The 16,376-nt window shown below is 56.3% G+C and carries 18 protein-coding genes; 9 read left to right on the top strand and 9 right to left on the bottom strand.

Annotated features, from left to right (window positions below):
• Positions 1 to 35 precede the first annotated feature (35 nt).
• The 5 genes from gatB to M2418_RS04930 all read left to right on the top strand — a co-directional run bounded on the left by gatB (position 36) and on the right by M2418_RS04930 (position 3,624).
• Positions 36 to 1,538 carry an Asp-tRNA(Asn)/Glu-tRNA(Gln) amidotransferase subunit GatB gene (gatB, locus tag M2418_RS04950; protein ID WP_192487601.1) on the top strand — a complete coding sequence of 501 codons (1,503 nt, stop codon included), beginning with the start codon at positions 36 to 38 and terminating at the stop codon, positions 1,536 to 1,538.
• A 76-nt stretch (positions 1,539 to 1,614) separates the two neighbouring features.
• Complete coding sequence (locus M2418_RS04945) at positions 1,615 to 2,112, top strand: GNAT family N-acetyltransferase (RefSeq protein ID WP_192487602.1); 498 nt, start codon at positions 1,615 to 1,617, stop codon at positions 2,110 to 2,112.
• Entirely contained in the window at positions 2,109 to 2,582 is a 474-nt protein-coding gene (locus tag M2418_RS04940; protein ID WP_250982765.1) for a GNAT family N-acetyltransferase, read from the top strand. The genes M2418_RS04945 and M2418_RS04940 overlap by 4 nt, the downstream gene beginning before the upstream one ends.
• A gap of 109 nt (positions 2,583 to 2,691) precedes the next feature.
• Positions 2,692 to 3,090 (top strand): NADH:ubiquinone oxidoreductase subunit NDUFA12, encoded by a 399-nt coding sequence (locus M2418_RS04935; protein WP_192487604.1) that lies wholly within the window; start codon positions 2,692 to 2,694, stop codon positions 3,088 to 3,090.
• A 99-nt stretch (positions 3,091 to 3,189) separates the two neighbouring features.
• Positions 3,190 to 3,624 carry a DUF2155 domain-containing protein gene (locus M2418_RS04930; protein WP_192487605.1) on the top strand — a complete coding sequence of 145 codons (435 nt, stop codon included), beginning with the start codon at positions 3,190 to 3,192 and terminating at the stop codon, positions 3,622 to 3,624.
• A gap of 167 nt (positions 3,625 to 3,791) precedes the next feature.
• Here M2418_RS04930 and aat read toward each other — a convergent pair whose 3' ends face one another.
• The 5 genes from aat to M2418_RS04905 form a co-directional block, all read right to left on the bottom strand.
• Positions 3,792 to 4,406: a leucyl/phenylalanyl-tRNA--protein transferase gene (aat, locus tag M2418_RS04925; protein ID WP_192487606.1), complete on the bottom strand. Its 615-nt coding sequence runs from the start codon at positions 4,404 to 4,406 to the stop codon at positions 3,792 to 3,794.
• A 2-nt stretch (positions 4,407 to 4,408) separates the two neighbouring features.
• Positions 4,409 to 5,752, bottom strand: a complete 1,344-nt coding sequence (gene accC / locus M2418_RS04920) for an acetyl-CoA carboxylase biotin carboxylase subunit (protein ID WP_192487607.1) — start codon at positions 5,750 to 5,752, stop codon at positions 4,409 to 4,411.
• An 11-nt stretch (positions 5,753 to 5,763) separates the two neighbouring features.
• Positions 5,764 to 6,246 carry an acetyl-CoA carboxylase biotin carboxyl carrier protein gene (gene accB, locus M2418_RS04915; RefSeq protein ID WP_259145129.1) on the bottom strand — a complete coding sequence of 161 codons (483 nt, stop codon included), beginning with the start codon at positions 6,244 to 6,246 and terminating at the stop codon, positions 5,764 to 5,766.
• 27 nt (positions 6,247 to 6,273) lie between these two features.
• A complete protein-coding gene (gene aroQ, locus M2418_RS04910) occupies positions 6,274 to 6,711 on the bottom strand; it encodes a type II 3-dehydroquinate dehydratase (RefSeq protein WP_192487609.1) in 438 nt (145 codons plus the stop codon).
• Positions 6,712 to 7,026: 315 nt separating this feature from the next.
• Positions 7,027 to 7,794, bottom strand: a complete 768-nt coding sequence (locus M2418_RS04905) for a DsbA family protein (RefSeq protein WP_259145118.1) — start codon at positions 7,792 to 7,794, stop codon at positions 7,027 to 7,029.
• Between the two features lie 334 nt (positions 7,795 to 8,128).
• On the opposite strand from M2418_RS04905, the gene M2418_RS04900 reads away from it, so the two are divergent.
• Positions 8,129 to 9,250, top strand: coding sequence for a pyridoxal phosphate-dependent aminotransferase (locus M2418_RS04900; protein WP_405049390.1), 1,122 nt, complete (start codon positions 8,129 to 8,131; stop codon positions 9,248 to 9,250).
• A 93-nt stretch (positions 9,251 to 9,343) separates the two neighbouring features.
• Here M2418_RS04900 and M2418_RS04895 read toward each other — a convergent pair whose 3' ends face one another.
• On the bottom strand, positions 9,344 to 10,045 hold the full coding sequence (locus tag M2418_RS04895) for a helix-turn-helix transcriptional regulator (RefSeq protein WP_259145109.1): 702 nt from the start codon (positions 10,043 to 10,045) through the stop codon (positions 9,344 to 9,346).
• A gap of 75 nt (positions 10,046 to 10,120) precedes the next feature.
• Between M2418_RS04895 and M2418_RS04890 the strand changes: the two genes are divergently transcribed.
• Both M2418_RS04890 and M2418_RS04885 read left to right on the top strand, forming a co-directional pair.
• The gene (locus tag M2418_RS04890; protein ID WP_259145107.1) at positions 10,121 to 10,447 is read left to right on the top strand and encodes an NIPSNAP family protein; all 327 of its coding nucleotides are present in this window, start codon (positions 10,121 to 10,123) and stop codon (positions 10,445 to 10,447) included.
• Positions 10,444 to 10,794 carry an antibiotic biosynthesis monooxygenase gene (locus M2418_RS04885; RefSeq protein WP_259145106.1) on the top strand — a complete coding sequence of 117 codons (351 nt, stop codon included), beginning with the start codon at positions 10,444 to 10,446 and terminating at the stop codon, positions 10,792 to 10,794. Before M2418_RS04890 ends, M2418_RS04885 begins: the two co-directional genes overlap by 4 nt.
• A gap of 103 nt (positions 10,795 to 10,897) precedes the next feature.
• Here the strand turns inward: M2418_RS04885 and M2418_RS04880 are convergent, their stop codons facing one another.
• Together M2418_RS04880 and M2418_RS04875 are read right to left on the bottom strand one after the other, a co-directional pair.
• Positions 10,898 to 11,617 (bottom strand): anti-sigma factor domain-containing protein, encoded by a 720-nt coding sequence (locus M2418_RS04880; protein WP_259145105.1) that lies wholly within the window; start codon positions 11,615 to 11,617, stop codon positions 10,898 to 10,900.
• A complete protein-coding gene (locus M2418_RS04875) occupies positions 11,614 to 12,165 on the bottom strand; it encodes a sigma-70 family RNA polymerase sigma factor (RefSeq protein ID WP_259145103.1) in 552 nt (183 codons plus the stop codon). Before M2418_RS04875 ends, M2418_RS04880 begins: the two co-directional genes overlap by 4 nt.
• 271 nt (positions 12,166 to 12,436) lie before the next feature.
• On the opposite strand from M2418_RS04875, the gene M2418_RS04870 reads away from it, so the two are divergent.
• Entirely contained in the window at positions 12,437 to 13,222 is a 786-nt protein-coding gene (locus M2418_RS04870) for a DUF4394 domain-containing protein (protein WP_259145102.1), read from the top strand.
• Positions 13,223 to 13,326: 104 nt separating this feature from the next.
• Here the strand turns inward: M2418_RS04870 and M2418_RS04865 are convergent, their stop codons facing one another.
• Positions 13,327 to 16,281 carry a ribonuclease E/G gene (locus tag M2418_RS04865; RefSeq protein ID WP_259145100.1) on the bottom strand — a complete coding sequence of 985 codons (2,955 nt, stop codon included), beginning with the start codon at positions 16,279 to 16,281 and terminating at the stop codon, positions 13,327 to 13,329.
• Between the last annotated feature and the right edge of the window lie 95 nt (positions 16,282 to 16,376).

Here is a 16,376-nt window from a genome sequence, read left to right as displayed (position 1 = left end):
CACAAACAGAAAAGAATGTATCCCGCGAGCTTGATATGACCCTTGTAGATGTGCGCACACCAGATCCGAAACGCTTCATTCCCGGTGCTACCGGCGATTGGGAAATTGTGATCGGAATGGAAGTCCACGCACAGGTTTTGTCCAATTCGAAACTGTTCTCAGGCGCATCCACGTCGTTCGGCAATGCGCCAAACGCCAACGTGTCGCTGGTTGATGCTGCCATGCCTGGCATGCTGCCGGTAATCAACCAGGAATGTGTTGCACAGGCCGTTCGTACAGGTCTTGGCCTCAAGGCCCAGATCAACAAGCGTTCGATCTTTGATCGCAAGAACTATTTCTATCCGGATCTGCCGCAGGGCTACCAGATTTCGCAGTTCAAGGACCCGATTGTCGGCGAGGGCAAGATCATCATCTCGCTTGGACCTGACCGTCAGGGCAATTTTGAAGATATCGAGATCGGTATCGAGCGTCTGCATCTGGAACAGGATGCCGGCAAGTCGATGCATGACCAGCACCCGACAATGTCTTTTGTAGACCTTAACCGTTCGGGCGTTGCCCTGATGGAAATCGTCTCCAAGCCTGACATGCGCTCCGCCGATGAAGCCAAGGCCTACATGACCAAGCTGCGCGCCATCGTGCGTTACCTTGGAACCTGCGATGGTAACATGGACGAAGGCTCGATGCGCGCTGACGTCAACGTTTCCGTGCGCAAGCCGGGCGGCGAGTTTGGCACACGGTGCGAAATCAAGAACGTCAACTCCATCCGTTTCATCGGTCAGGCCATCGAATCCGAAGCCCGTCGTCAGATCGGCATTCTCGAAGATGGCGGTTCGATCGATCAGGAAACTCGCCTGTTCGATCCGGTCAAGGGCGAAACCCGCTCGATGCGCTCCAAGGAAGATGCGCATGACTACCGTTATTTCCCTGATCCAGACCTGCTGCCGCTGGAATTCGATGACGCTTTCATTGAAAGCCTGAAGGCTGACCTGCCGGAACTGCCTGACGACAAGAAAGAGCGTTTTGTCAGCGAACTCGGCCTGTCGGTTTATGACGCGTCCATTCTGGTGTCTGAAAAGGCAATTGCCGATTATTATGAAGCCGTTGCGGCTGGTCGCGATGCCAAGCTGGCTGCGAACTGGGTTATCAACGACTTGCTGGGCGCCTTGAACAAAGCCAGCAAAGGCATTGAAGAGACTCCTGTTTCTGCCGATCAGCTCGGTGGCATCATTGACCTCATCAAGGCAGAAACCATTTCCGGCAAGATCGCCAAGGACCTGTTCGAAATCGTCTGGAACGAAGGCGGCAACCCGGCAGAGATCGTTGAAAGCCGTGGCATGAAGCAGGTGACAGACACCGGCGCCATCGAAAAGGCTGTCGATGAAATCATCGCCGCCAACCCGGATCAGGTCGAGAAGGTCAAGGCAAAGCCAACCCTTGCCGGCTGGTTTGTTGGTCAGGTTATGAAGTCTACCGGCGGCAAGGCCAACCCACAGGCCGTCCAGGCTCTGGTCAAGGCCAAGCTGGGCATAGAAGAATAAGGTCGTTTTGACAGAGATGGGGCCGGGACCGGAAAAGGTGCCCGGCCTTTTCTTTTTTAGAAAAAGGAATTTTATCATGTTTTTCGTTCGCACCGCGAGTGAGCGCGATATTGAGAAAGTTCGCACATTGCTGGCCCAGACATGGCACGCTACCTATGACCCGCTCTACGGTAAGGACAAGGTCACGCAGATGATTGCCAGCTGGCATTCGCCACAGGCCATCAAGGAGCGCATCGAGAAAAAGGGCGGGGAGTTTCTGGTTGCGGATGACGGCAAGCGTCTGGGCGGCATGGGATATGCTGCCATGTCCACCAAGATGACCAAGACGGCATTGTTGTATCAGCTTTATGTTGCGCCGGAATTCCAGCGCCAGGGCGTTGGCCGGGACATTTTTGCCGAACTGGAAACCTGCTTTCCCGACGCGGAAATCATGCGCCTAGAGGTCGATCCCAACAACAAGCCCGCGATTGCCTTCTATCAAGGTGTTGGTTTTGTCGAGGTCGATGAAATCGATCGTATGGCCGGCGTTGACGGTTTGCCGGGCATTGTCATGGAAAAGAGCCTGCGCAGATGAAGATCTCGGCCGAACAACTGACGATTCGCGAGGCGCAGGAGCGTGATATTCCAGCGCTTGCCGCCATTTACGCCGCTGACGAGGTTGGCTCGCACGGCGACACGACCGACCCGGAGGCGCTTGCTGATTACAGCAGGGCCTTTGATGCCATTGCCGCATCTCCCAATGAAAGCCTCTATGTGGTGGAGTTGGAAGGCGAAATCGTTGGTACGTTCCAGACGGTCATTCTCAACAAGCTGGTCGGCCGTGGATCGGTTTCCATGGCCATGGAAGCCGTGCAGACGCGGTCTGACATGCGCGGGCAGGGTATTGGCGCCATCATGGTCGATTACTGCATCGACAAGGCAAGAAAGCTGGATATCGGCACGGTGCAGCTCGTTTCGAACGTGGCCAGGCTGGACGCGCATCGCTTTTACGAACGGCTTGGCTTCGAGCGGCGACATTTCGGCTTCAGAATGAAGCTGAAATAACATTGTGATGATTGGAAATACTGGACAATCGCGCCGCATGGCGGCATAAGCTGATGCCAGCATGCTGCGCTTTCGTAGGCGCTTGCATGGGCAAGCCGAAGGAACGGATATGAAGACTCTTATCACTCAAATCTTCACCTGGTGGAATGGCCAGACGATCGGAGCGCGCTTTCACACATGGCGTTTCGGCAAGAAGGTAGGGCAGGACGAGTTGGGTAATATTTACTACGAAGGCGGCACCACCTCCTGGGGCATGCCGCGTCGTTGGGTTGTCTACAACGGTTACGCAGAAGCTTCCGCAATTCCGCCAGGCTGGCACGGCTGGATGCACTACCGCACCGATGTGCCTCCTTCGCAGGAAGACTACAAGCCGCGCGACTGGCAGAAGGCACACCAGCCAAACCTCACAGGCACGTCGCAGGCTTATCGCCCGAAGGGCTCGCTTGCTGTTCCTGGCGAACGTCCTCGCGTGACAGGCGACTACGACGCCTGGACACCGGGCAACTGAATCCGGCTGCTGCACGCTTTTCGCCATATTCGCACTATAGCTGGAAAGCAGGTTTGCTTTGGCGTGCTTGCGGTTTCAATTCTTGAGGGACGGTTTGATATGAGGAAATTCACGCGGGATGGTTCTTTGCGTGTGCTGGCTGTTATTGCACTGGCATGCCTGCCTTCCCTCGCAGTGGTGAACAATGCCGCTGCGGAGCGTATTTCCAACAAGGTTGCTGTCTTCTCCGGTATCGACAAGATTACCGGCCGCATCACTTCTTTCGATGTCTATATCGATGAGACCGTACAGTTCGGCGCGCTGCAGGTGACACCGAAGGTCTGTTATTCGCGTGACGAAACCGAAGCGCAGAAGATCGATTCGTTTGTCGAGGTCGATGAAATCACCCTCGATCGTAAGGTGCGTCGCATCTTTACCGGCTGGATGTTCGCAGACAGCCCCGGTCTCAATGCCGTTGAACACCCGATCTATGACGTTTGGCTGACGGGCTGCAAGCAGCAGTCGGAAGTCGTTGCTCCATCGCAGACCAACTGATCGAGCCGTCGCGCTCCTCGGAAAACCACAGACTTTTCAAAACAGACACATGACGACCAAGCGCCTCTGCCTTTGATTGGCACGCGCTTTTTGTGCTGAAATCACGGTGGTGTCGTTATGGCCGGTGAATAGCTCACGCCGCAGGTGAGGGGCTCAGACGTTGGCCCTTAAAAACGAATCGTCGGCCGATCGACGGCCTTTTCCAGCAGCTTGGCATAGTCTGCCTTGGGAACATCGATGGCACCGAAGGTCATGAGATGTTCGGTCGTGAACTGCGTATCGAGTAGGGTAAAGCCCTTTTCCCGCAACCGCTCGACCAGATAGACGAGGCAAATCTTCGACGCGTTGGTGCGGCGGGAAAACATGCTTTCCCCGAAGAATGCCGAGCCTAAAGACACCCCGTAAAGTCCGCCAACCAGTTCATCGCCTTCCCAGGCCTCAACACTGTGGGCGTGGCCCATCATGTTCAACTCGCTGTAAAGCGCGCGGATGGTGGCATTGATCCAGGTGCTGGGCCGGTCGGAGGCTTCCGCCGCGCAACCGCCAACCACGGAATCAAACGCCGTGTCGAAGCGGATATCGAACGGTTTGCGCCTGATGGCTTTGGCAAGACTTTTGGAAACATGGAAAGCGTCGAGAGGAATGATGCCTCTGACTTCTGGCTCGACCCAGAAAATCTCAGGGTCGTCAGCCGAATCGGCCATGGGAAACAGGCCAACGGAATAGGCGCGCAGCAGTATCTCGGGTGTTATTTCCGCGTTTCTGCTGCGTCGCCCGGCCATTTTTAGTGTGCGTCACCGGCCAGATATTTTTCCAGCCAGTGAATGTCGTAGTCACCCTTCAAGATGTCCTCGTTCTGCAGGAGGTCCTGGAACAGGGGCAGGGTCGTCTTGATGCCATCCACAACGAACTCGTCGAGCGCGCGGCGCAGACGTGCAATGCACTCCTCACGGTTACGACCATGCACAATCAGCTTGCCGATCATGCTGTCGTAATAAGGCGGGATCTTGTAGCCCTGATAGGCACCGGAATCGACGCGAACGCCAAGACCGCCTGGTGTGTGGAAATAGGTCAGCGTACCAGGAGATGGTACGAAGGTGCGTGGGTCTTCAGCATTGATACGGCATTCGATGGCATGGCCATTGAACTTGATATCAGCCTGCGTAACCGAGAGTCCCTGACCCGAAGCAACGCGGATCTGCTCCTGCACGAGGTCCATGCCGGTGATGGCTTCCGTGACCGGATGCTCCACCTGCAGACGGGTGTTCATTTCAATGAAATAGAACTCGCCGTTTTCGTAAAGGAACTCGATGGTGCCTGCACCGCGATATTTCAGCTTGCGCATGGCGTCGGCGCAAATCTCGCCAATGCTCATCCGCTGCTCGACGGTCAGAGCAGGAGAGTTTGCTTCTTCCAGGACCTTCTGGTGGCGGCGCTGCAAGGAGCAATCGCGTTCACCCAGATGCACGGCATTGCCTTCACCGTCACCGAAGACCTGAACTTCGATGTGGCGTGGTTTGCCCAGGTATTTTTCCATGTAGACAGCGTCGTTGCCGAATGCTGCCAGAGCCTCGGAGCGGGCCGTGGAAACGGCTTCGTCCAGATCGGCTTCAGTCTTGGCAACCTTCATGCCACGGCCGCCACCGCCTGCCGTTGCTTTGATAAGCACCGGGAAGCCGATCGACTTGGCGATTTCCATCGCGTTTTCCGGCTTCACTTCACCATCAGAGCCGGGAACGACGGGGATACCCAGTTCCTGTGCTGTCTGCTTGGCGGTGATCTTGTCACCCATGATGCGGATATGGTCAGCGGTCGGTCCGATGAAGGTAATGCCATGCGCATCCAAAATGTCTGCGAACTTGGCATTTTCCGACAGGAAGCCGTAACCGGGGTGAACGGCATCCGCGCCGGTGATTTCGCATGCCGCAACAATCTGGTGAATGTTGAGGTAGCTGTCACGCGACGGAGGAGGGCCGATGCAAACGCTTTCATCAGCAAGGCGCACATGCATCGCATCCGCATCCGCCGTGGAATGCACGGCAACGGTTGGAATGCCGAGTTCCTTGGCGGCGCGCAGTACACGAAGCGCGATTTCGCCACGGTTTGCTATGAGGATCTTGGATACCATGCTTATCCGCCTTATTCGATGACCACGAGGGCTTCACCATACTCCACAGGCTGAGCGTCGTTGACGATGATTTCCGTGACCTTGCCGGACTTTGGAGCCGGGATCTGGTTCATGGTCTTCATGGCTTCAACGATGAGAAGCGTCTGGCCTTCCTTGACGGTGGCACCAACTTCGATGAATGCGCGGGCGCCTGGAGCTGGCGACAGGTAAACCGTGCCGACCATAGGCGAAGTAACGGTGTTTGCCGGGTTGCGGGCAGGGGCAGCAGATGCCGCTGGCGCTGCGAGCGGGGCCGGTGCTGCTGGGGCAACTGGTGCCGGTGCTGCATAAGCAGGAGGAGCCGCTGCGTAAACGGTTGCTGCCGGTGCGGAGCGCGAAACGCGAATGCGCAGGTCGTCCTGCTCGATTTCGATTTCCGACAGGTCGGTGTCGTTGAGAATGTTCGCGAGATCGCGGATCAGTTCCTTGTCGATACCGTTTTTCTTTTCAGCCATAACGAGACCCTATTCTCTTGTTTATTCTTATTGCGTGATATTCTTCAGTGCATTGAGCGCCATGATGTAGCCGTAGGGGCCGAAGCCGCAAACCATGCCTTTGGCGGCGGGCGCTATCATCGATTTGTGGCGGAATTCCTCGCGGGCGTGGATATTGGAAATGTGCACTTCCAGTACCGGCACGGAAATAGCGCGAATGGCGTCATGCAACGCAATTGACGTATGCCCGTAAGCACCCGGATTGATGACGACGCCGATCGCGCGGTCGTCGGCTTCGTGAAGCCAATCGACCAGCACACCTTCATGATTGGACTGGCGGCAATCCACCTCAAAGCCGAGCGACTGGCCTGCCTCGCGGCAATCCTGCTCAATATCTTTCAAGGTTTTTCCGCCGTAAATACCTGGCTCCCGCTTCCCAAGCATGTTCAGATTGGGGCCGTTGAGGACGAGGACTAGCTTGCTCATGTACGGTTCCGTCAAAAATTCAGCGCCACCTATAGACTTTAAGGCGATCAAGGAAAAGCCCTGTTCGCCTTAAAGCACGGGTTGTCCTTAATCTTCTGGTCATGAAGAGCATTTTGATGTGGATTGTTTGATTGAAACGGTAAGGCCCGTGCTACTGCGCGGCATGAGCGTGATTCCTGCTTTGGCACAGAATAACCGCTCGTAACTGTCTGCAAGGGAATATTTCTTGTCAGCGGGATGACTAGGGCTGGTGGCAATTCCCGTGACCGGCACGGGAATTGAAGACCTTGAAGACGCAAGGCGCCGGCTGCTCTGTTACGAGCAGGTTGCCTTGCCGCAGGTGCGCATATTGGCAATCTTCTCTTTCAGTGGATCAGCGCCAACGGCGCCGAAAACGGCCTCGGTGCCGATGATGTAGGATGGAGTGCCGGTAATGCCGAGGTTGTTGGCAAGCGAATAGGCTTCCTGCACCTGCGGGGTGTTGGGGCTTTCTTCCATCGACTTGCGAATGGCGGCCTCATCGATACCGAGCGAGGTTGCGACTTCCATGGCGCTGTCTTCATTGGCGCGACCGGTGCTGCCAAGCAGCGTGCGCTGGAATTCAGGGTACTTCTCCGGCGCCACCAGCTTCACGGCATTGGAAACCTTGTGGGCAGCCAGCGACTCAGGGCCGAGGATCGGAAATTCCTTGAGCACGACGCGAATGTTCTTGTCGGACTTCAGGATGTTGTCCATGTCGCTCATGGCGCGCTTGCAGTAACCACAGTTGTAATCGAAGAACTCGACGAGCGTCACGTCACCCTTCGGGTTGCCGAGGCTGATATCGAATTTCGATTCGAAAAGCGCTTTCTGGTTGCTGCTAACCGCCTCTGATGCCTTGGCGTTGCGTGCCTCTGACTGTTTGCGCTCAAGCGCATCCTGCACTTCCAGCATGATCTCCGGATTGGCGATCAGGTATTCCTTGATATACGCACCGATTTCCTTTTTCTGCTGGTCATCCAGTGCGTGAGCAGGGGCGCTGATGCCAACTGCCGTAAAGGCCATGACGCTGGCGAGCGTTGCGGATGCTAGTGAAAATTTCATTTCGGCCTCGTTGTCATTGAAAGACGATAGCAAACATATGGTGCGGTGTTTGCAGATTAATTCATTTTACGGCAAGGCATAAACGCCACAACCGAAAAAATAGCGCCCATTGTCGCGGCGGCTGGATTGTTATTGGCAAAAGAATGCGGCAAGTCTCCGACTTGAAAGCAGCACACGTCCTCAAAACAACACATCCCTGTGCGCTACAGTTTTACCACCACACATCTTGCTTCACCAAACCCTAACCATTTTGGGGGCTGATGCTGGAGAAAATAAGAGAGGCTTCGTTTTGATTCCTGTTTCCAGCCGCAGTGCCGTTGAACCCTTCCATGCCATGGACATTTTGGCCGAAGCCAATCGCCGCAAGAAAGACGGTCGCCCCGTCATTTCTATGTCGCTTGGCCAGCCAGCCCATCCTGCACCCAAAGCCGCACTTGCCGCCGCCAGCGAAGCACTGAAACACGGGCGGATTGGTTACACCGATGCGCTTGGCCTGCTTGAGCTGCGTGAAGCCATTGCCGGTCACTACCGCGTGCAGCATGGCATAGATGTTGACCCTGCGCGCATTGCGGTAACGACAGGATCTTCCGCCGCCTTCAATCTGGCATTTCTGAGCCTGTTCGATGCAGGCGATGCGGTTGCTATCGCCAGGCCCGGTTACCCGGCCTATCGTAATATTCTCAAAGCACTTGGCCTGAAGGTTGTGGAAGTGCCGGTTACGGCTGAAACGGGCTTTACGCTGACGCCCGCAAGCCTTGAGCGGGCGGAAACCATTGCCGGCTGCAAGCTGAAGGGCGTTCTGCTGGCAAGTCCAGCCAACCCCACCGGTACCGTCACCGGACGTGAGGCACTGAAGCGGCTGGCAACCTATTGCGAAAGCCGCTCCATCGCTTTCATTTCCGACGAGATCTACCACGGACTGACATTTGTCGGCGAGGAAACCTCCGCGCTGGAAATCACTGATCAGGCTGTCGTCATCAATTCATTCTCGAAATATTATTGCATGACCGGCTGGCGTGTCGGCTGGATGGTGCTGCCGGAAAGTCTGGTGCGCCCGGTCGAATGTCTTGCACAGAGCCTTTATATTTCTGCTCCGGAACTGTCGCAGATTGCTGCTGCCGCCGCTTTTGGTGCAGCTGAAGAACTGGATGTCTACAAGGAAAGCTACCACACCAATCGTGACTTCCTGATGGAGCGTCTGCCACAGATCGGCCTGCCGCTGGCGTCCCCGATGGATGGTGCCTTCTACGCCTATGTCGATGTTAGCCGCTTTACCAATGACAGCATGGATTTCGCCAAGCGCATGCTGACGGAAATCGATGTTGCAGCGACACCGGGCATGGATTTTGACCCCACAGAGGGGCACCGCGCCCTGCGTATTTCCTACGCCGGTTCCGTCTCTGATATCGCCGAGGCGGTTGGCCGCATGGCCGGCTGGCTGAAAGAAAAGCGCTGATTTCAGCGCTTGGATCTAAGGGATAAAAGAATCTGATTTCAGTGCCTTGCGGCGATTGGCGGAATCAAACCCGCAGGCACTTGAATCAGTTTATCAACTGGCACTGTCGTCGGCGGCTTCACAGATAAACGTGCTTTCAAAAGCCGTGCGGCCTTTGCTGGTGAAGGTCAGAACCCGACCTTCCGCACGCTTGATCCATTGTTTGTCCAACATGGCGTTGAGCAGCGATGCACCGAGCGAACCACCGAGGTGGTGGCGTCTTTCACTCCAGTCCAGGCAGTGCAGGCAGACCGGGCGACGCGCCTTTTGCAGGCTTTCCAGATCAATACCAAAGTCGGAGAAAAATTGCTGGCCCTGATCGGTCAGCGCAATGGTTTCATCCTGTGAAATCACCATACCGCGCTGGGTAATGCCGTGCAGCAATTGCACGCCGCTTTCCCCGGCCAGATGGTCGTAACAGACCCTTGCTTCACGCAGCGCCGCGTCCTTGGGGCCGGTGCGGACCCGAACGGCGCCGGTGCGCTGGGCAAGCCCCATCAGCGCTTCCAGCACCTGCGCCACATCTTCGCCCGACAGACGGAAATAACGATGCCGTCCCTGTTTTTCGGCTTTCAGCAAATTGGCGTCGCTCAGCTTGGACAGGTGCCCGCTGGCCGTCTGTACCGTGACGCCGGCGGCGTTTGCCAACTCGCTGACGGTCAGCGCGCGGCCATCCATCAGCGCCGTCAGGATATTGGCGCGGGCAGGGTCGCCGATCAGTGAGGCGATAGTTGCGATAATGGGTCCGTCTTTCATAGTTCGATCATAGCCGAAGCATTGACGTACGGCAATGGCGTAGACCGAAGGCATGTCGCACGAAAGGAAATCGCCATGCTGACCTGCTTTATTCGATATGAGATTGACCCCTATAAGGTCGATGCTTTCGAACACTATGCCCGCAACTGGGGGCAAGCCATTCCACGCTGTGGTGCGGAACTGATCGGTTATTACGCGCCGAAGGAGGGCTCTAGCACCATTGCCTACGGCGTCTATAATATCGAGAACCTCGCGGCCTATGAAGCCTATCGTGCACGTCTGGCAGCAGATCCACTTGGGCGTGACAACTACGAATTCGCCAGGCGCGAACAATTCATCCGCCGCGAAGACCGGCTATTCTTGCAACTGGCATCCGCACCACATGGGGAGAGTGAGCGATGATATCTGTGATATTCGAGGTGTGGCCGGCAGAGGGTGAACGGCAGCACTATCTCGACATAGCCGCCATGCTGCGCGAAGACCTCCAGACTATCGACGGGTTTATCTCGGTCGAGCGGTTCCAGAGCATCACCAATCCCGACAAGATGCTGTCGCTTTCGTTTTTCCGGGATGAGGAAGCGGTCAAAGCCTGGCGCAATCTTGATGCCCACCGCGCGGCCCAATCCGCCGGCCGCAACGGCGTGTTTGCCAATTACCGTCTGCGTGTTGCCAGCGTCATCCGTGATTATGGCTTAGATGAGCGCGAAGACGCCCCGCCGGACAGCCGCCAGCGTCATGAAGCAAAATAGCTGTAAGAGAGGAGGGGGCAAGCCGTTTTTCCTCGCGCCATTCTGTCAGACAAAAGAAAACGCCCGCAGCTTCGTTGCGGGCGTCTTTTGTATTCGTCAGTCTTTATCGCGGCGCTTTGGCAAAACCTTTGACAAGAATTGGCCCTGTGGGTCGACCAGTCGGTGATCCCCCAGCCGTTTCCAGCGTGATTTCGTAGAGCTGTTCTCCCTGAGGTGTGGGCAGAGCCGGTCCTTTCAGAGCTGCAGAGCGGCTGTTTTCCAACAGTCCAAGCGACACTGGGCCCATGTCCTGAGAGGGCAGGGTCCACACCTGCAACGTCTTGCCTTCTGGGACAGTAAAATCGGCAAGCAGCTTCACCGTCGCTTGCTCGTTGCCGAAGTCTTCGACGATTGCCTGTGCTTCACCCTTGGCATCAAGCAGAACAGCGATCACGACAGGATCGGGTCTGGTGAGCAGGCTCCAGCCGAGTGTCACGGCAAGCAGCACTGTGGCCGCAAGCGAAGCCATCGCAGTCCAGCGCCAGCCAGACTTGATATTGTCATTGCTGGCGGCAGGGGATGGCGCTGTGGCGATCTCAGGGGTAGGGCGCGCAGCCGAAATACCGGCATCAATCCTCTGCCAGAGTTCCTCCGGGACGTCCAAAGGGTCGGCCGTCGCATCAAGCGGCAGAAAACGGTCACGGCTTGCTTCAACGGCGGCACGCAGTTCGGCGTCGCGCTCAAGGCGGACTTCGAAGGCCGCAGCCTCCATTGGCTCCATCAGGCCAAGAACATATTCATCGGCAAGGTGTATGATGTCGTGTTCAGGGTTGGTGCCGGTCATCGCATGCACTCCCTCAATGCGGAAAGTCCTCGTTTTATCCACGACTTTGCGGTGCCAAGCGGCAACCGCAGGCGTCCGGCAATTTCGCCGTGTGTATAACCACCGACATAGGCCATGAGGATCGTTCGTCGTCGCGTTTCTTCCAGTGCGCCAAGACATTCATGCAGGCGGCTGCCACTTTCCAGACGTTGCCAGGAGGCCATGATCTGATCGATCTGTTCACGGTCCTGCAATTCCTCAAGTTTGTCGCTGGTAACAAGATCTTCGCGTTTGCCATCCCGCAGCATGTTGAGCGCGTGGTTGCGAATAACGGCATAGATCCAGCCGCGTGCCGAACCGCGTCCCGGTTCAAATTGATGCGCCTTGATCCATATGCGGATGAACCCTTCCTGCACGGCTTCCTCAGCAAGATCACGCCGCCTCAAAATGCGCTGGGCGACAGCCACCAGCCGTCCGGCTTCACTATCATAAATATGCCGCAGGGCTTTGCGGTCACCTTTTGCACAGGCTGCAAGCGCAGCGCTCAAATCTTCGCTTTGATCCTGCATCACCTGCAAACGGTTCTCCTCCCGAACATTTCTCTCAAACGGGTATCTCACAGATAGGGCGCCTGTTCCAGACATCAGCTTGTCCTGTTTTTTGAACGCAAGGCTTCATCATTCTCTGTGGGGTTACCCCTCAAAGCCGCAAATGGATGCAGCATAATTTTTTTATTTGCCTGCATCCAAACGGCATCTCCCGTGTGTCTACCCATTGAGAGGCGCTTCACAGGTGTTGAAGCGGGGTTCTCTGAAACAGATATCCAAAGGGAGAAATGCCATGCACATGATCCGTTCCGTATTGATTGCCTCTACCGCCGTTCTTGCTGCCGCATCCGCACATGCCGCACCTGTTCTTGGCCTGACCGGCGACAAGACGCTGGTGATGTTCGACACAGACAAGCCGGAAGTTTCCAAGACCATGGATGTGACCGGTGTCGACAAGTTGGTGGGGATCGATTTTCGCCCAGGCAACAAGACCGTGGTCGGCGTAACGCCTGAGGGATCCATCGTCACAATCGATCTGACCAGCGGTGCAGCAACCGAAGTTGCCAAAATGGACAAGCCGCTGGCCATGACCGAGGCGCCTGTGGTCGTTGACTTCAATCCGATGGCAGACCGTCTGCGTTTCATGACCGGCACCACAAATTACCGTGTTCACCCTGATACCGGTGCTGTGACAGTTGACGGCACATTGGCCTATGAAGAGGGTGACATGCACAAGGGTGAAACACCCAACATCGTTGCGGCCGCTTACACCAACTCCTGGGGCAAGCCTGAAAAGACTGCGATGTACAATATCGATGCCACGATTGGTGCGCTGATCCAGCAGACCAAACCAAATGACGGTACGCTGAAAGCCATTGGCAAGCTTGGTATCGAAGGCACCCCGGCCACTTACGCTTTCGACATTCAAGGTGCGGAAGACGGCAAGAACACCGCCTATCTCGTCGCCAATAAAACCCTCTACACTGTCAATCTTGAGACCGGTGCTGCCACGCAGGTTGGTGCAGTCACAGGTATCGACAACGAGGTGCGGGATATCGCTATCTTGCCTGCCATGTGAGGCAGCAACAGCTGAAACCTCACGCAAAGCAGTGAATCAAAAAATGAAAAGCCGCCCGTAAGTGATTCTACGGGCGGCTTTTTTCGCATTCTATAAGGCTTCTATCAGAAGAAACCGCGGCGTTGCCACCAGCCGCCCTTACGCGGCTTTGGATCATCGCCATCACCTTCGGTCGAGGCCGTGGACGTTACCACAGGCTCGGAAGACGAAACATTCTCACCGCGGTTGGCGCGGACAGGTTTTGCGTCATCACTCAGATCGGCAGAAGCTTCACCAACTTCTTCAATCGCAGCGTCGACAACCGTCTCTTCAACAACCACAGGCTCTACGGTTTCAACCTTGGCCTTGGCAGGCTTTTCAGCTTTGGGAGCAGCAACAGCCTCTTCAGCTGGAGCTTCTTCCTGTGCCTTGGCCTTGCGGGTGCGGCGTGGCTTTTTGGCTTTTGGCTCTTCGGACACCACTTCGTCGCTACCACCTTCAACGACGCTGGCCGCAGTTTCTACAACGACGACGTCGCTTTCGCTGGCAACAGCGGTTTCAACCGCAACGCCTTCATCGGCAGTGCTGTTGTCGTCACCATCAGTTTCACCCGAGGCTTCGATATCGTTCTCTTCATCGGAGCGATTGCGACGACCGCCGCGCTTGCCACGACGGCGACGCTTGCGCTTGTTTTCTTCGTCAGACGAACTGTTGTCAGCCGAAGCTTCATCGGCAGTCTCGTTGGTGTCACCACCAACGGTTTCAACGCCGTTGTCAGCATCGTCATCGCTCTCGTCGCCTTCATCATCGCCCTCGGCACCATTATCCTGTGCCTGCGCGTCCTGACCGTTCTGGCCGCCCTTGCGACGACGACGACGACGACGCTTGCGCTTGCCGCGATTGCCATCTTCATCACCCTCAGCGCGTGCCGGCTGGGCAACTGGTGCCTTGATGATTTCTTCCTCGTCTTCGTCCTCTTCGATTTCGAAGACTGGATCATCTTCTTCTTCGATGACAGGCAGAAGCTGGAGCAGGCTTTCAATTCTGACGGGGTTTTCGACAGGTTCGCCACGATCGATAGCAAAGTGTTGCGACCCAACGCTTGCATCGGCGGCAATGATGATCGACACGCCGAAGCGGTTTTCATAATCGACAATCGTGCCACGCTTGTGGTTGAGCAGGTAAAGGGCAGTGTCCGGCGTCGAACGCACAGTGATGTTGTGCGTTGTGTTGCGCAGCAGATACTCCTCGACGCCACGCAGTACGTGCAGGGCGATGGAAGACTCAGAGCGCACGTGGCCGGTGCCGCCGCAATGCGTGCAGACCTGCGTTGTGGATTCAAGAACCGAAGCGCGAATGCGCTGGCGGGACATTTCCAGAAGGCCGAAATGCGAGATGCGGCCAACCTGAATGCGAGCGCGATCGTTTTTCAGGCAATCCTTTAACTTCTTTTCGACGGAGCGGTTGTTGCGCTTTTCCTCCATGTCGATGAAGTCGATGACGACAAGACCGGCAAGGTCGCGCAGGCGAAGCTGACGTGCAACTTCTTCCGCTGCCTCAAGGTTCGTTGCCAGCGCGGTTTCCTCAATGGAATGCTCGCGGGTCGAACGGCCTGAGTTGACGTCGATGGAAACCAGAGCTTCCGTCTGGTTGATGATCAGGTAACCACCAGACTTCAGCGTGACCTGCGGCTGCAGCATGCGGTCAAGCTGCGCTTCGATGCCGGAGCGCGAGAAGATCGGGTGAATATCACGGTACGGCTGAACCACCTTGGCATGGCTCGGCATCAGCATCTTCATGAAGTCTTTTGCTTCACGGTAGCCTTCTTCGCCGGACACGATGATTTCGCTGATGTCGCGATTGTAGAGGTCGCGGATCGAACGCTTGATCAACGAGCCTTCCTCGTAAACGAGGCAAGGGGCTGTGGAGTTCAATGTCAGTGTGCGGACATTTTCCCACAGGCGCATCAGGTATTCGAAGTCGCGCTTGATCTCGACACGTGTACGGTTGGCACCTGCTGTACGCAGGATAACGCCCATGCCGTTCGGCACTTCCAGATCGCGTGCGATTTCCTTCAGGCGCTTGCGGTCCTGCGGCTGGGTGATCTTGCGGGAAATACCGCCGCCACGAGCCGTATTCGGCATCAGCACGGAGTAACGGCCAGCCAATGAAAGGTAGGTGGTCAGGGCTGCGCCCTTGTTACCGCGTTCTTCCTTGGCAACCTGAACCAGAATAATCTGGCGGCGCTTGATGACTTCCTGAATGCGGTACTGCTTGCGTGGCTTGCGCGCTACGCGATCAGGAACCTCTTCCATGGCATCTTCTGCGCCGACGGATTCGATAACTTCCTTCTCATGGTCGTCGTCATCGTCATCATCGTCGTCAGAGCCATTGCGGCGAAGACCTTCGACCTCTTCCGAAATCGTGTCGGCGTCAACCATCGCAGCCATTTCGCCGCCTGGGGTCTCATCATCGCTGCCGGAAGCTTCGGCGGATGCTTCTTCTTCAGCATCGGCCTTCTTCTTGCGGGGGCGGCGTACGCGCTTCTTTGGCTTTTCTTCCTCGGCAGGTGCCTCAATGTTGGCGGCTTCTGCTTCTACATCTGCAGGCGCAGCTTCACCTTCGGCAGTTTCCTGCGGCGCGGCGGATTGCGGCTCTGATGTGTCGGAGACTTTCGCATCAGTGCTCAGCGGTACAATGCCGATGTCCGGCTGGTCAGCTGTGGAAAGATCGACGGTCGCTGTATGGTCGTGCGGTGCATCCGCTGGCTCGAAATCATCGCTACCGCGATGTTCTTCTGCTTCTGCTCTCAGAAGTGCCTGACGATCCGCAAGCGGGATCTGATAATAGTCGGGATGGATTTCTGCGAATGCCAGAAAGCCATGACGGTTCCCACCGTAATCGACGAAGGCTGCCTGAAGCGATGGTTCTACCCGGGTCACCTTTGCAAGGTAGATATTGCCCCGGATCTGCTTCTTGTGCTCGGATTCGAAGTCGAACTCCTCAATCCGGTTGCCTCTGACGACTACAACCCGCGTCTCCTCTTCGTGGGAGGCGTCGATAAGCATTTTGTCTGCCATGTAATCTCTGCTCCTCGACGCGACCCCGTGACAGACGAGGATCGTACCGCCGAAAAGGCGGTTCTCCCGTATCTATGAGAGGGTGCGTCGGAAAT

This window comes from Rhizobium sp. BIGb0125 (genome assembly GCF_024810055.1).
Taxonomy (GTDB): domain Bacteria; phylum Pseudomonadota; class Alphaproteobacteria; order Rhizobiales; family Rhizobiaceae; genus Agrobacterium.
This window is presented reverse-complemented; position numbering and strand designations above follow the sequence as displayed.

What these genes read in the sequence shown, in the direction of transcription:
- aroQ (WP_192487609.1), bottom strand. Translation starts at nt 6,711, where the DNA reads ATGAGCAAGCTAGTCCTCGTCCTCAACGGCCCCAATCTGAACATGCTT.
- M2418_RS04945 (WP_192487602.1), top strand. Translation starts at nt 1,615, where the DNA reads ATGTTTTTCGTTCGCACCGCGAGTGAGCGCGATATTGAGAAAGTTCGC.
- M2418_RS04890 (WP_259145107.1), top strand. Translation starts at nt 10,121, where the DNA reads ATGCTGACCTGCTTTATTCGATATGAGATTGACCCCTATAAGGTCGAT.
- M2418_RS04940 (WP_250982765.1), top strand. Translation starts at nt 2,109, where the DNA reads ATGAAGATCTCGGCCGAACAACTGACGATTCGCGAGGCGCAGGAGCGT.
- M2418_RS04900 (WP_405049390.1), top strand. Translation starts at nt 8,129, where the DNA reads ATGGACATTTTGGCCGAAGCCAATCGCCGCAAGAAAGACGGTCGCCCC.
- accB (WP_259145129.1), bottom strand. Translation starts at nt 6,246, where the DNA reads ATGGCTGAAAAGAAAAACGGTATCGACAAGGAACTGATCCGCGATCTC.
- accC (WP_192487607.1), bottom strand. Translation starts at nt 5,752, where the DNA reads ATGGTATCCAAGATCCTCATAGCAAACCGTGGCGAAATCGCGCTTCGT.
- M2418_RS04885 (WP_259145106.1), top strand. Translation starts at nt 10,444, where the DNA reads ATGATATCTGTGATATTCGAGGTGTGGCCGGCAGAGGGTGAACGGCAG.
- M2418_RS04865 (WP_259145100.1), bottom strand. Translation starts at nt 16,281, where the DNA reads ATGGCAGACAAAATGCTTATCGACGCCTCCCACGAAGAGGAGACGCGG.
- M2418_RS04880 (WP_259145105.1), bottom strand. Translation starts at nt 11,617, where the DNA reads ATGACCGGCACCAACCCTGAACACGACATCATACACCTTGCCGATGAA.
- M2418_RS04875 (WP_259145103.1), bottom strand. Translation starts at nt 12,165, where the DNA reads ATGCAGGATCAAAGCGAAGATTTGAGCGCTGCGCTTGCAGCCTGTGCA.
- M2418_RS04895 (WP_259145109.1), bottom strand. Translation starts at nt 10,045, where the DNA reads ATGAAAGACGGACCCATTATCGCAACTATCGCCTCACTGATCGGCGAC.
- M2418_RS04935 (WP_192487604.1), top strand. Translation starts at nt 2,692, where the DNA reads ATGAAGACTCTTATCACTCAAATCTTCACCTGGTGGAATGGCCAGACG.
- aat (WP_192487606.1), bottom strand. Translation starts at nt 4,406, where the DNA reads ATGGCCGGGCGACGCAGCAGAAACGCGGAAATAACACCCGAGATACTG.
- M2418_RS04905 (WP_259145118.1), bottom strand. Translation starts at nt 7,794, where the DNA reads ATGAAATTTTCACTAGCATCCGCAACGCTCGCCAGCGTCATGGCCTTT.
- M2418_RS04870 (WP_259145102.1), top strand. Translation starts at nt 12,437, where the DNA reads ATGCACATGATCCGTTCCGTATTGATTGCCTCTACCGCCGTTCTTGCT.
- M2418_RS04930 (WP_192487605.1), top strand. Translation starts at nt 3,190, where the DNA reads ATGAGGAAATTCACGCGGGATGGTTCTTTGCGTGTGCTGGCTGTTATT.
- gatB (WP_192487601.1), top strand. Translation starts at nt 36, where the DNA reads ATGACCCTTGTAGATGTGCGCACACCAGATCCGAAACGCTTCATTCCC.